Annotated in this window: 11 protein-coding genes; 1 reads left to right on the top strand and 10 read right to left on the bottom strand. The window is 58.9% G+C overall.

Translation table 11 applies throughout. The features are described 5' to 3' along the window. Positions 1-193: 193 nt before the first annotated feature. Complete coding sequence (gene trfA, locus IPF36_RS16920; RefSeq protein WP_195429069.1) at positions 194-1,177, bottom strand: plasmid replication initiator TrfA; 984 nt, start codon at positions 1,175-1,177, stop codon at positions 194-196. 1,365 nt (positions 1,178-2,542) lie between these two features. Here trfA and IPF36_RS35085 point away from each other — a divergent pair. Beyond that, the gene (locus IPF36_RS35085; protein ID WP_368671164.1) at positions 2,543-2,836 is read left to right on the top strand and encodes a zinc ribbon domain-containing protein; all 294 of its coding nucleotides are present in this window, start codon (positions 2,543-2,545) and stop codon (positions 2,834-2,836) included. 89 nt (positions 2,837-2,925) lie between these two features. Here IPF36_RS35085 and IPF36_RS16910 read toward each other — a convergent pair whose 3' ends face one another. From IPF36_RS16910 to IPF36_RS16870, 9 genes are all read right to left on the bottom strand, one after another. Further along, positions 2,926-5,745 carry a DEAD/DEAH box helicase gene (locus IPF36_RS16910; protein ID WP_195429064.1) on the bottom strand — a complete coding sequence of 940 codons (2,820 nt, stop codon included), beginning with the start codon at positions 5,743-5,745 and terminating at the stop codon, positions 2,926-2,928. A 92-nt stretch (positions 5,746-5,837) separates the two neighbouring features. Continuing rightward, a complete protein-coding gene (locus tag IPF36_RS16905; RefSeq protein ID WP_195429222.1) occupies positions 5,838-7,565 on the bottom strand; it encodes an ATP-dependent helicase in 1,728 nt (575 codons plus the stop codon). Between the two features lie 244 nt (positions 7,566-7,809). Beyond that, a complete protein-coding gene (locus IPF36_RS16900) occupies positions 7,810-8,661 on the bottom strand; it encodes an ATPase (RefSeq protein WP_195429062.1) in 852 nt (283 codons plus the stop codon). A gap of 54 nt (positions 8,662-8,715) precedes the next feature. Continuing rightward, entirely contained in the window at positions 8,716-9,333 is a 618-nt protein-coding gene (locus IPF36_RS16895) for a DUF4400 domain-containing protein (protein WP_195429061.1), read from the bottom strand. A 1-nt stretch (position 9,334) separates the two neighbouring features. Continuing rightward, positions 9,335-9,562: a hypothetical protein gene (locus tag IPF36_RS16890; RefSeq protein WP_255519810.1), complete on the bottom strand. Its 228-nt coding sequence runs from the start codon at positions 9,560-9,562 to the stop codon at positions 9,335-9,337. A 43-nt stretch (positions 9,563-9,605) separates the two neighbouring features. Next, a complete protein-coding gene (locus tag IPF36_RS16885) occupies positions 9,606-10,112 on the bottom strand; it encodes a hypothetical protein (protein ID WP_195429057.1) in 507 nt (168 codons plus the stop codon). Positions 10,113-10,118: 6 nt separating this feature from the next. Continuing rightward, entirely contained in the window at positions 10,119-11,984 is a 1,866-nt protein-coding gene (gene traD / locus IPF36_RS16880; protein WP_195429054.1) for a conjugative transfer system coupling protein TraD, read from the bottom strand. Then, positions 11,981-13,231, bottom strand: a complete 1,251-nt coding sequence (locus IPF36_RS16875) for a TraI domain-containing protein (RefSeq protein WP_195429052.1) — start codon at positions 13,229-13,231, stop codon at positions 11,981-11,983. Before IPF36_RS16875 ends, traD begins: the two co-directional genes overlap by 4 nt. Further along, a complete protein-coding gene (locus tag IPF36_RS16870) occupies positions 13,231-14,220 on the bottom strand; it encodes a type IV secretion system protein (RefSeq protein ID WP_368671163.1) in 990 nt (329 codons plus the stop codon). The genes IPF36_RS16875 and IPF36_RS16870 overlap by 1 nt, the downstream gene beginning before the upstream one ends. Positions 14,221-14,238: the final 18 nt, after the last annotated feature.

Below are 14,238 nucleotides of genomic sequence, written 5' to 3'. Positions count from 1 at the left end.
AAATATCCCTGCCACCACCGGGAAAACGGCCCTTATGGCCAGTTCGCTGGGCGGATCCCATGGCAAACGCCGACCGGAAGGAGTGGGACAAATTGGATATCAAGCGGGGCCAAGCGCCGGCAGCCCTCAAGCGCCATTTCGGCCTGGAAGAAGCGGGGCGACGGGGTAACCCCAGGGCGACCATACAAGCTTCTCAGACCTTCGGCAATCTCGGACGCGACCTAGTGACATAGACGAAGTCGTTCCTCAGCTCAAAGCTCTCAATAAGTCCGCTTTCCTTGAGGCGATTGAGCGCCGCTTTGAGCCGTAGTCGAAAGCCAGGCAGGGACTTCTCTTTTGCCCCGCTCAGCTCGCGATACTTCTCGACCGACAGGGGAATAGGCTCGCGGTGTGTCGAGAGAAAGGTGTGCAGCCAAAGTGCAAGGGGAGAGCGCTGACCAATCTTCTTGCGATCGGCCCACTCCATGAGCGTGAAGGAATCCTGAGTGAACAGGCCGGCGATTTTCGGTTCGAGCCAAACCTTCCACTTACTGAGCGACTTGCCGTTGGAATCGCGCCATTCGAAGGAGCGCACAAGAGACCCCGCATAGCCTGCTTTACCACCGTCAGCCAGGACCTTCACCTGGTTCGCAGACAAGCGGTCGAAGCATTCCTGCAAGTGTTTATATTCCTGTCCGTTGATAGTCCAGCCGACCTCCTTCAGGAAACTGTAGGCCGTGAACTCGACAGGCTCATCCTTGGATAGTGGCCGTTGCCGTGCAAGGTGGAAGATTGTGAGGAGGACACTCATGTCGTCCTGGCGCAATTCTTCGCCTTTGTAGATGATGTCGATGTTTGCGAGCGTTGTTACCTTCGTGCCCTTGTAATACTCGCGGTTGTTGTCTTTGGCAGCAGTGAACAGTGCTCCGCGGGCAAGCGGGTTGGGGAGACCTCGCTTTTCCTCGTTCCAAAACGGCAGCTCCAAGGGTATATGGGCGCTGACGACTCCTTTCGCGCGTCGGGTCGCTGCAGTGGACAACAGCTTTGCTGTCGCGTCTAGCAAGCCCGAAGGGGAGGAGACCCGCTTTCCTGCACCAGCTGCTCGCGCAGAACGTGCTGAACGGCCTGTGCTCTGTTCGTCGCCTGTCTCGGCGACCAGCTCGAACTCGTGCTCGTCCGGTTGTGAAGGGTGCTCCATTAGTTCCCCGCTGCAATGTCTGACGTGCATTATGGGGGGGTGTATACCGCTGTCAAGGAAGGACTATTGGTAATTCACCAATGAACCTTGATAGTTCACCAACGGTTTGGAAGAAATCTATCATTGCGGCGTAGCCGCCACTCACGCCTATTAGGAAGCCAGGGCGGCTCGTCTGCCATATGATTAAAGGTATACATTAAGACTTGATTAGGGACGGCGATTTGTCCTTAAAAAACAGATAGTTAGGCCTGTGGATAGTTGGCGAATAACCAATAGCAACATAGCTGAGTTGCTATTGATAGTTCGCCTATTTCGCTATTGGTGGATCGGCGATTGACCATTGGCGACTCGCCGATTTGCTATTGATAGTTCACCCATGCTGTGACTTATCCACATCCTGTCGGGGCGGGAACGACATTACCTGCCTTGCGCCGGCTTCCGCGCCGGCATTCTGCGAGAAGTTCAATGTTCTCATCGATGCCATTACGTGAGCGTTCACTTTCGCCATACTCTTTGCTAGTAAAGAAGCTTTGAGTACATCTACCATCAACGCATCGCTCTAATATCAAAAGACGCACTGAAAACGTGAGCTTTCGACGGACGAGCCGCCTGAGCTTTCCGTTAGTCAGCAAAAAGTGCCGCATGCAGCATTGTTCCGCCGTCAGGTTTGATAGTTGACCAATGAAAATGCTGGAAAGCTTGATAGTTCACCCATGCTTGCTGACGAGCGACTTGATAGTTCACCAACGGTGAGCTCCGCGGTCCAACCGACGGTAATTCGCCAATGGATGGGTCGGAGTACGGGCGGTTGCAGGCCGCGCTTCTGCCACACCGCTAGCATGCGGTTCTGCACCAGGGCGGTTCCAGAAGTTGACTTGACTTAAGTCGGCGACTCACTGTGAACGCCACGCTCGCGGCCGGTAGCTGCCTCCGCCGGCCACATCGAGGCTTTGGCGACGGCCACAAGCCGAGATTTCGGTTCGGTTCGTGTGGATCGCGAGTGGGTGACCTAACGGGCTCCCAGCCTGTTATTCAGATACTCCCGCATTCTGACCAGGGCAGGCCATAGGCGAACTATCAAAAGGACGTGCGGGCGCTTCGCGTTGCCTGGCCCCATAGTAGGTATCTCTGCTGCCGTATTACGGCGGTAGAATGCCCGGGGAATCACTGGAATCCCGTCTTGTGTCACTAGGCGGTAACTCGTCCGATGCGCGAAGTCCTGTGTTTGGCTGTTTGGCTTTGCGCCAGGCTGACGAGCCTCTTACCCGGCGCGCCATCTTGCGTTGCCAGCGCTGGCGGGCGCGCTCCTTCTTCTGAATCCGTTGCTGCTGTGCGGGACTCAGGGCCACTGTCTGTCCAGCACTGGTGTACACGGGGCACCGCAATGCCCCGATCAACACCAAGCGCCGCTGCGCTCAGGTCGTAGTGGCCGACCGCTTCTACGCCAGTAGCAAAATATGCGCGCCGCGTCGACTCAAGGTCGATGAATTGCCGTTGTCGGTGCGTGAGTGGACGTGCCCGGCATGCGGTGCGACCCACGACAGCGACGGGAACGCCGCAGAGAACCTAGAGGTTATGGCCGTGGTTTCACGGTGTCAGTCTGTGGAGCGGAAGGTTCTGGCCGCCGTCGCAAGACGGCGGCGAAACCGGCCTCGGTGAAGCAGAAAGTCAGCTTCGTTCAAGTGTGAGCAAGAATGAGCAAGTCTGACGGAACGGGGACAGCCCACCTGCGACGATGGCCGCGACGCTCATTCTCCAATGGCCACGGCTTTTCGCAGAAGGTGGCGCCGGGAACGGCGACCAATCCATAGATCTGGCCGTGCGTCTGAGAATGAAGTTTCTGACGCACATACATAGCCATTGTCGGGAGCAGGGGCCCAGATCACCGGCGCCGAACTGGCGGCGCCCACGACTATGGCCGAGGATACGATTTCGGCCACAGGCGCGATCACGGGTGGAGAGCTACGGGGCAGTTTCTCGCCAGTCCGCTTGGTCTTCGTGCGCGGGCCACGCAAATTGACCTCAGGCGACGCGCCCGCTGCGGCGAGAGGTTCCACGCGGTTCTTTTCCAGCGTGCCTTTCCTCCACCTGTCTCGCTGCACGTGCAGCCACATTCCGAGTGCGAACCCGTCATCGCTTGAAAATGCCATAGGAGGCAACAGACCTCGGTGAGCCCGCTGGTAGGCATGTAGACGGTCCAGGGCCTTGAGCCATGCAGCATCGTGCCGCTCCTTCCTCACGTCCCAGCGCATGCCAATACCCTCAAGGCGCTTCACCTTCGCGGCGTCCAACTCTCCCCTCCCGTAGAGCTTTCGCTGGGTGCCTATCCAATTGCCTAGCTTGTAGCCCTTAGAACCGTCGCGGGGCCAGGTGGAATGTTTTGGGGCGTTGCAATCGCCGTGAACACTGGCCCATGCCTTGGCAGCGGCGAAGCCTTCCTCCCATTGGGAATCTCGATAGTTCCACTGCATGCCAATACCGTCGAGGCGCAGCTGCCTTTCGACTGGCAGCGTGCCCTTAGCTTGTGCCAATCGGAGGGATGATATCCAGGCGCCCAAGGGGTATCCGTTCGGGAGCACCGTTCTCTGCGGCGCATTGCAATGGCCGTGTTCCTCGGCCCACGAAGCAGCCGCACGAAAGCCCTTCTCAAAAGCATCGTTCAACGGGTCCCACGAGAACCCGGCGTTGGTCAGCTTCGCCACCTTGTCGGCCGAGAGGTTGCCATTCCGATGGTGCCGCCGCTGTACGGTCGCCCATAGCCCGAGATCGATGGTTAGCAACTCGTCATCCGAAGTCGTCCCAACCGGAACTACACCGTTGTCGTTGGCATCGATCCAACGGATAACCGCATCGCAAGTCGAATGCCATTTGCTGTCAGTCGGCTTCCAATCGATGCCGATGGTCTCCAGACGCTTCGCACGCTCCATGGACATGCGACCTTTATTTCGATAGTCACGCTGACCTGCAATCCAGCGACCCAGCGGGAAGCCACTGGTCGAATTCTGCGGCCAGAGTTCATGTCCAGCAGCATTACAGTCACCACACCGCTCAAAGCGCTGCCGCGCAAGTTCGAACACAGCCTCCCAGGAGTCAGAAAGATCATGGACCAGAAGGGGGCGCAGGATGTCAGCAATCTCTCTCGTGTGCTTGCCACCAACGATAGCCACCTTGGCCAGTGGATCAAAAGCACTGCCGGCCTTGCCAGTGAGCGACGACGCCTTCGCAATGTTTAGTCCCGCGGCAAATTCTTCGTCATGCGCTCTCAACGCGGCGAGGACGCGCCAAATGGAACGAAAATCGGTGCTTTTGGCAACATCCTCCGGCGACTCGCCTTCCCCAACGAGGATCGGCAACACGACAGTGCCCACGGACTTGCCAGAGCTCACACGCAAGGCCCGACCTAGCGCCTGCGCGATGTCGATCTCGCTAGTTCGAGGGTCGACGAACACAATGCCGTCGACGCTTGGAACGTCAATGCCCTCAGTCAGACACCGAGCATTCGTGATGAGCCGATGCTCGGAATGAGGAGCCGAAGCCAATTGAGACAGAATCGCCCGGCGCTGATGGGCCTTCATCTTACCGGAGACGAAAGACGCATGCACCCTAACCTGGGACTTTCCGATGGACCGCATAGCGTCAGCAACGGCGCCAATGTCTCGCTGGAAGCGAGCTGCCTTACTCAAGGAATGATGAAATGTGATTACCTTCCTCAGTCCGAATTCTCCTAGAGCCTTAACCACGCCAACTAGGCCGGCCTCCAAAAGCTTGTCCGATTCGGCCGCAGGCCTTTGTCTTCCGTCCTGTTCAACGACCGTCCGAAGGTCTTCACTGTTTGACAGAACGACGACGACTTGATAATCGCACAGCAAGCCAAGGTCAATCGCACGCCGAAAGGGAAGCGTATGGAAGCGCGGCCCGAATACGGTTTCATTGTCCATATCGACAATGCCCGATGCTCTCGCGCCATCATGAGTTGCGTTTCCGCGCACCCGAGGGGTGGCTGTGACGAAGAGTCGTTTGCGTGCGCGAATGCGGTTGCCATCTAGGACGACAGCGAATGGTGATCGTGCATCTCCAGCACAACGGTGCGCCTCGTCGCATACCATCAGATCGAAGTCCGGGGCGCCAGCCAGTGCCTGCGCAGCAGCTATCACCCGTGCCGAGTGGTAGGTCGAAAACACAACCCGAGGTCCGGAAAGGCAAATAAATCGGCTGACTTCTTTGCTTTCGGTGGTTACCGCCAGCCCACACCTTTGAAGAGAATCAACGCTGATGTCATCGGCTTGGTCACTGCGGGATATGTTCTCGTCGGAACAGACGCACAAGGCGTCAAAACCACTGGAGTCGGCAACGTTCTCGCGCCAAGAGAGCGCAAACTGCTCCACGAGGGAAATCGAGGGCAGGAAGACTACAGTTAGCCTCGCTTTCAACGCCTCGGCTATCCAAAGAGCCGTAAGCGTCTTGCCGGTCCCACACGCCATAATAAGCTGTCCCCGGTCGTGGGCCTGGAATCCATGTAGCACATCAACGATGGCTTCGTGCTGATGGGAACGTGGTGCGAGTCTCATGATCGTTGGTGGCAGGTGTTGCAGACACCCGAAAAGGCTAGCTCTGACTGAGCGAAGTCAAGTTCTGACGGCAAGACGACGAGAATCTTTAGCTATGCCAGCCCGGCCTCGATGACGAAGCGTGATGTCGGATTCTTCTTTGCTGTTGAAAGGACCATGGTGCGACGGGCACGCGTAATCCCGACATAGAAGAGCCGTCGCTCTTCTGCCTCGGTGCTTCCGTCATCGGGAATGACGCTCTCCTCGAGCCGAATCAGGGCTGTATGGTCCCATTCCAGGCCCTTGCTGGAATGAAAGGTGGTTAGAACCACGGCGTCATCTGCTGGCTCGTTGTTGCTGCGCCGTAGAAAATCGAGACGGTCTGAGAATGGACCATTCAATCTGGAAAGAACATCGTAGGTGGTGTTGATGGAGCGCTTGCCCTGGTCAGACTTGGCACACTTCAGCATCCATTCATGCACACCATCAAGAACAAGTGCATGGAACTGGCGCACGCAGAGCGCGCGCCATTCTGCCATCTTCTTATTCAGATCCAGATACTTTTCAGCGGCATCTTCGCTGAGACCAGCGGCTACGAGATCCTTCTTCTTCGCGCCCTCAGCGCCTTTTTCAGACGATAGCTTCCTATGGAGTGCCTGGAGATCTGTCGAACCAATACCAGAGAAGCCTAGAAGCGCGTCAAGCCCGCTGGATTTGGTCTGCTGAATCAGTTCGAGAAGGTTTCCCATTAGCGCTGATTCTGGGCGGTCGAGAATCGATCGTCCCGCAGCACGGTGATACTTGACCCCATGCGAACGGCAGACAGCTTCAATGGGATCCAGAATGCGATTGGTGCGAGCCAGGATTGCCGCCGATTTCCCCGTACGAATTGCGGCGGTCATCGCTTCAACTGCGGCAACGCCCTCCTTGTACTCATCATCGTAGCGCTGGAAGTCGACAGTACCGCCTGGTCCTTTGTGTGAAATAAGTTCCTTCGTGATTCGCTCACGATTGTTCCGAATCACCTTGTCGGCGATTGAGAGGATCTCGGAATGAGATCGGTAGTTGATGCCCAGGACAATTTGCCGAGCATTGAATTCTCTTGCAAAGGCCTCCATCCCTCTAAATCCGAGCGCAGCCCGAAAACCAAAAATCGTCTGATCGTCGTCAGATACAAGTGTGGTCGTTGCGCCAGCTCGCGCATGGATGGCCGTCCACAACGCTTGCAGCGAATCGCAATCCTGGTACTCATCGACGAGAAGCACATCAACACCGTATGGCTCGATAGCGCCGCGCTGCATTCCATCCACGGCATGCCGCATCAGGTCCTGAAAGTCCAGTCGGCCGTTTCGCTCCAAGGCCTCCTGATACGCAGCAAGAAGCTGACCTTCGAGGCCGTCCATCGCAGGCATATCCAGCTCAGTCTTTAGGCGTTCGATCACCGCTATGGCTTCGTCGAGCTTCCACTCGAAGCCGCTCTCCTGGAGAACTTGCGCAATCAGGGCGGCACGGTCTCCGTCTGAGGCGATGTCTAGTCGCTTGCCAGCCGCCGAAGTAAGCTGCTTGTATGCGAGCGAATGAAAGGTCCCGGCAATCAATCGCTTCTTCGCGCCTGGTCCCGCTAGTAAGAGAATTCGGTCTCTCAACTCGACCGCCGCGTCTTTGCTGAACGTCACAGCGCCTACGGTCAAATTCGGGTCACCCAGAAGCATCGCTGCCTTCGCTGCGATCGTTGCGGTCTTGCCGGCACCGGGTACCGCCACGGCAACACAGTGCTCCCGGCAGTCCACGACTTCGCGTTGGGACGGATTGAGTCTTTCGAGTACTTCAGCTAGAGACATGGCCGACACAGGTCGAATAGTTGCAAGTGCCATCGAGTACCACTTGGGCGATCTTCGGTGGGCTTGCTGATAGTAAGACGCCGCAGGAGACAACATGTGGCACCAGCTACCACATGAACCGACTCGATTTGACTGCGGATCAGCCAAACGAACTGGCACGTCGTGTCACGTGGAGGCAGATGCCGGCACCGGGCGGCGGGATCTGCCTGTAGCTGTCATCAAGATGCACTCGATGAGATCGAATTCAGACCCCACGCACAGTCGTCATCAGCTTCAGATGGGTGGTGTAGCTGCGCAGGCCAAGCGGCTGGAACTTGCGCAGGAAGCGGGTGACTTCGTCGTTGACGTCGCTCTGGTCACGAATACCGTTCCAGACCATGAAGTCGAACTGGTCCATGGTTTGATCGAACTTGATCAGAACCTGCAGGGCGCGTACCGAGAAGCGCGAGTAGGCCTGGACTTCGAGAGCAAGGGAAGGGCGCTGGATCGTCGGCACGAACACGATCTCGTCTTTTGCCCGCATCTCTTGTTCCCGTTGCTCGCGATAGGCTTTGGCCACACGCAGCTGCTCGTCCACATAGTCCTCGATCTTCGAGAGCTCACGTTCGAGGTAGTTCTCCAACGTCGACAGTTCGCTGCGCGAGAAGGTGGCCGCCCCGAAACGCTGCAGGTTCAGCGACATGCGGTTCATATACGGCCACCATTGCTCGAAGAGCGGGCGCAGGCGCGTGTGATTGAGTGTCAGCGCCACAGGAACAACTGCCGCGCCAGCGAGTTCGCGATTGAGAATCAGCAGGCCGAGTTCACGGCGACGGCGAACGATCGCCTGGCGGTCCTCGGGCGCGAGATCACGGAACAGCTTGCGAGTGCGTTCCACTTGGGCCTTGCGCTCCTCATGGTCCGCTGTCGAGATCAGACCCTCGTTGCGCAGTACATCGGCGGACTGCTCCATCTCCGCGAGCTCTGTCTCGACGTCGCCGGAGCTATCGATCGAGCCAAGCGTGGTAGCCGGTTCATTGAGCAGTGCAACGGTATCGTCGGTCGGACCAACGTCCTGGAGCGGCGCATCTGCAGGGGTCAGATCGGTCGTGGTCATGATTTCTCCTTTAGGAGGCCGGATACCCGGCCCTGTTAGTCGTTGCGGAGTCGGCTACTTGCCGACGTGGAATGACGCTGCAAGGCGCCAGCAGAGCAGGCCGACCAGGCAGACCCCGAAGGTCCACCAGGTCGCCAGCATGGGAAGTGGTAAGAGCAGGGCGGATGCGCCGAAGCCAAAGCAGAGCATCAACCCGTGTGCCGCCACATGGAAGGACACCGGATTGGCAAAACCGGCGCCCGCGGCGCGGATCTTCCGCGACACGGTTCCATCATTGAACAGCGCAAGGAACAGCACGATTGCTCCAACGAGCCAATAATGGCCGACCGCGGCGCGATATAGTGCGCGGTAGATCGTTAGCCAGAAGTGCTGCATCCAGCTTCTACCGAAGGCAGACGCGCCGCCATCGGAAAAGCCGGTCTGGGCGTCAGAGCCAGAGAACGACGACTTGACGACGCCGCTCTCGATGAACCATTGGTGAAAGCGGGCGTTGGCCAGTGTCACGGCGACGTCGGCCTTTTCCCGGCCGAGGACGAGCTCAACCGAAGCCTGTTCCGCCTCACTGATTTCGAAGGCGCTTTGGTCCTGGATGAAAGGGGCGAGCGTGCAGATCATCAGCGGCGAAAAGATCAGCCACAGGCGGACGTGCGACGCGAATCGGCTATTTGCCATGTCAGCTCCATCGCAGGGCGAGCAATACCGGCAGGCTCAGGAAAGCGACCAACGCGCCCCAGAAGACAGCCGGCTTGACCACGGAGATCTTGATGAGCGCAAAGCACGCTGCCGCGGCTCCAGTGGTGAAGGCTAGCGGCATTGCCAGCGCGCCCGGAGGCGGAGCCGTCAGCCACTCATGCATGTGCAGGGCAAGCGCCGGGTCGACACCGAATAGCTTGGCAGCCATGCGCGCCGGAGCCTGCTTGAGGCGGATCGCAAGGCGGCGTGCGTCATTGTGCAAAGTTGCCAGCGACATCGTAGTTCTCGAAGTAGCGGGTAAAGGTGTAGCCCGTCAGCACGCGGGCGGCGAGCTGAAACGCAGCGCAGCGCTGGGTGATTGCGCCTGGCGCCGGCTCGTCGACGACCCGGCAGACATAGCCTTCGGGCTGGCGCTGCTCGAATGCCGGAATGGACTCGTGAAACGGATACCAGACGTTGTATTTCTCGCCTTTGAATGCCGCGTACCGCTTGCCATAGAGTTCATGCGCGCGGGAGAACAGGCCCTTCATGAACGCCACATTAGGGTCGCTGTGCTTGCGCGCGGCACGCCATGCCGTGATGCCATCGGCCAGCATTTCCTTGACCAAGGGTTCTTCGCGGACGCGGAAGTTCACACCGACGTAGTCGACCACGCGGGTGCAAATGTCATCGAGATCCGGCGATAGGGAAAACACCGGCGAAAGCTTCGCCGAGAGCTTGTACTCCTTGACGATTTGTCGGAACAGGCTGCTGCGCATTGGTGTTTAGTCTTTGATGATGGGAATTCGGCCCTGGTAGACAGCGCCCCCAGAGATTCGCAGGAAGTACTGCAGGTTCGGCAGTTGCATGACAAGGTCGTGTGGAATGAGTGGTACCTTCTCAAGCTGAGCTGAACGGGACACCGAGCCGCTGAACTCACCGATGTGGGCCTCTGTTCCGGTACTGGTGCTGCTCGACACGACCAGGTTGCGGATAGCGGTGGTGCCGGCCTTCTCGGAGAACCATTGCGCCGTGTCGATGTCTTCCAATCGTAAGACGATCTGGTTGTTCAAATTGCCCAAAACCTGCTGCATTTTGGCCACGTTTCCAAGCTTGGCCGTGAAGTCGGAGCGGGTCTGGTAGGCAACGAAGGCCTTGAAGCCTGCACCGCGGCCCTTGTTCAGCAGCTGGAGCAATTGCTCGTTGATGGCCTCCGCGGCTTCGTCAACCACCAGGACGATTTCGGGCGGCTTGGCGTAGAAGTTGTAGATCGCGCCCGCGACAGAAGCGATGTCGGCAAGCAGCATCGACATGACGGCCTGCGCCACCATCGAATTGGAAAGGGAGTCCGCCCCAACGTAGAGCACGGCCTTCTGCTTGATGACCTTGTCGATATCCCAGATCTCGCGGTCGTCCTCAAAGTCGTCGGCCTTTGGTGCCAGCATTAGGCCTGTCTCGCCGGTCGCCAGCATCTGCAGCAGGGGCAGGGCGGATGCAATGATCCGGCCGTAGTGATCGCGGTCGTGTTGATAGGTCGAGATGAGGCCGTCGATCGCTTCATGCCCGTTGCCCAGCTTGGAGAATCGGTCGATGTACAGGCTGACCATGGCGTCCAGGCGGGTGCCACCCGCCTTCTGCGCAACCTTCTGCATATACCCCGCGGCTTCCTCTTCCCAATCCGGCTTCCCAGCTTCCGGGAAGAAGCGCTCCAGCCCGCGCTCAAGCAGATTGTTGATGCCGTTCTGTGCGTACTGCAGGATCGAGCGCAGGTTCGGCTTGTCGCCGACATAGAGCTCGCCCTTCACGGCGCGGTCGATGAACAGAAAGGCGAACTGGCGAAAAGGGCCTTCCTCCATCAGTTGGGCGATACGCGTCGGGATCTCCGAGGGCTGAGACCAGTTCTCCAGCGGATTCAACCGGATAGACTGCGATGGTGCGGCCTGTTTCCAGTACAGGAACTTGCGGCCGGTCCGCTCGCATTCGCGCTTGCACCTAGCGACCCAATCGGGGTCATTCTTCGGATCAATCGCGATCAAAATGTCATTCGGGTTGTGAATGACCTGTGTCGAGATGAGTTCGAACGTCCGTGTCTTACCCGAACCGGTCGTGCCGCTGATCGAGGTGTGGCCGCCCATCGCCTTGTAGTGAAAGGGGACGGGATTGCGCAGGGATTCCATGCCACCGATCCAGGATTTGCCCTGTGGCGATCGGTCTGCAATGCTGTTCTCTGGGGCGAACGCCTTCTCGATAGCCTTGACCGTGTCCTTTGGCAGCCATTTTGGCAGGCCCGGGATGTCGCTCGACGGCATACGCAGGATGTCGTGGGCGATCTGACAGTGCTTCTGGGTCCATTCGTAGCCGGTACCCAAATACATGGCATCGTCGTCCTTGTCATCCGAGCGCAACTTGCGGCTCTGTGTCAGGAGATCATCGATCCCGATGAGGGTCAGCCATTTCGTGGAGATGGAAAGACGGAATCTCAGCGCCCGCCATACCTGGGTGGAGCGAAAAAGCAGGAATCCCATGCCACCCAGCGCAAAGTAGCCACTGTTGGGCATGCCACTCACAAGAAGCAGCAAGACAGCCAACGCCCAACCGACGACTGCGCGGAACTCGTAGATGGAGCGAAAGTGATTGATGTACTGGTTCATTCCTCAGGCGCCTCGGAGTCAGGCAAGATCAGGTTTCCAACCTCGTTGACCAGCAGGATGTCTTGCCCCACGATCTTGCAGAGATGCTTGAACTTGCGCAGATTTTCGATGAGCGTCTCTGAGGCAATGCCATAGTTGCCCAGGGAGCGCTTGCTGATGGCAACCTTTCCCTCAACCCGGGTTACCTTCGTCTTGCCGGCGGCCGCGTCCTGGGAGAGCGCCTTGAAGAATTCGCGCATGAGGTTCGAGGTGCCAGCTATCGCCTTGAACGGATCCTCGGCCGGTGCTTCCTTGCGCAAGGTTCGGGCACCGTCGAGCTTTAAGGTGTTAGGCGACGCACGGTGCTGCGCGCTCGCATCGCTGCCGGCCTGCTGGAGTCCGGCTGGGGAACTTGGATCCGCCTCGGTCGTAATCTCCGGTTGCTCCGCTTTCGCCGGCGTCTCCGTCTCGGGTACGGGCGCCGTCTCCGTTTTCGCCTGCGCTGGCGGCGTCGACGCGCCGGTGACGCCATCGGCGGCCAGCGCGTGCGCTGACGGGGCAGGTGTTGTGTCCGGGGCAAAGGCCGCCCGACGGGCCTTCAACTCGAACTGGGTGACGGTTTCGATGGCCTGACGCACCACCTTGTGCAGCAGCGTTTCCAGGCCGGCCGGCCGCGGATCAGGGTTGATGGCGCCGAACAGATCCGTCAGGACCTGGCTGTCAAACGCGCCTAACCGTTCCGCACCCAGAATTTCACGCGCGAGCAGTGCCGTGCGCATCCGCTCGCTCGGAAGAGGTGCCTCACGACGGGTGACCCGGTAGGTGTCATCGCCAAGCCACGCGCCGAACGCCCCGTGGGCGGCAGGAACCCATTCCGCTCCGTCGCGCATCCGGTGAAACTGGAAGTGGCGGCAGGGCTCGTCCAGCCGCGAACAGCACGCGGCGAGGAACAGCGCATACAGGTACTGAGGCTCAAGCTGGCGCCGGCGTTCCGAGGTCTGATCTGCGGCAAACTTCTGGGCGCCGGACAACCGCATGGCGAAGTAGGCGGCTTCGACCGTCGCTCGGAACGCCCCGCCTGGCTCGGCGTGCTCGTTCGGCCGAAGCGGCATGCTGGAGAACCACGCGGCGCATCGATCCAGCACGCTCAGCCACTTGGCATCAAAATCCTCCCCATTCGGCTCGTTGGCGTACTGCCGGACCAACGCAAGGCGGCTGTCGTGAGAGGCCAGCAAAGCCACTGGAGGCAGGTTGTGATGGACCGTCATCACTTGCCCTTCTTGGCCAGGAACCCGCCGATGCCGCTAGCGGCTTTCATTCCCAGACGCCCGGCCGCACCCCCGCTCAGCCCGCCACCGGACCCGAAGATTGCGCCCGCCATCTTGGGAATCTCCAGCGCGACAAGCAGCATGAAAATCGCGACGCCGAGCGCATAGGCAGCGCCCGCAAGGGACTGGGTGCCGATGTCAGTCTGATCGACCATCGTCGAAGTGAAGGCGCTGGAGACGAGTCGCGCCATGACGGACGCAACGACCGTGTACATCGAGGCGCTAATCATGAAATCGAGCCAGGAGAAGAAGAATCGGCGCGAGTAATCCGAGAATGCGAGCGCAACAGCGAGCGGCCCCACGACGATGCCGACGGCGGCCTGCACCTCCCCTAAAGCGATGAAGAAGCTGTAGAGCAGCGCTGCAGCCGCACAGACCACAAATGTAATGATGAGGACGATCCCGGAAAGGGCTACGCTAAGGATGGAGAGGCCGCTTGCCGCGTCCATAGCCTTGTTGTAGGTGTCCAGGAAGCCGGCGCCTACCGAGATGAGCGTCAAGGCCGGATTGCTGGAGCGAGTACCGGCGATCTTGTCGCCGAGCATTTTGAACCATTCGAAAATTCCCGGTGCGAACTTGTCGTACCCCAAATAGATCCCTGCGAAGATCCCCAAGAGCATGAACGCCTCAAACATGTCCGTCCACGCCGTGGTCGGATCGTTCGTTGCAGCGAATCGGATGCCGGCCAGCGTCAGCGTGATGAGTGCCAAGCCATAGGCCACCTTGTCGGTCTCCGATCGGATGGTCTGACTCAGCGGTGTAGCGCTTGCGATCAGGCCGCTGCGAAACGACTCGAACTGGCCGACCCAATTTTTGAGAGATTCGCCGATCGTCCCTTTCGGTCCGGAGAATGACGGCGGGGTCTTGGTGGATTCTTCCGCCTGCGACCCAATCATCAGGGGGGCAATCTCGGCCTGAGCGAACGCCACGTTTGTGTGCAATAGCAC

The organism is Cupriavidus sp. IK-TO18 (genome assembly GCF_015549295.1).
GTDB lineage: Bacteria > Pseudomonadota > Gammaproteobacteria > Burkholderiales > Burkholderiaceae > Cupriavidus > Cupriavidus oxalaticus_A.
The sequence above is the reverse complement of the archived record's forward strand: the minus strand, read 5'-3'. Positions and strand labels throughout refer to the sequence as shown.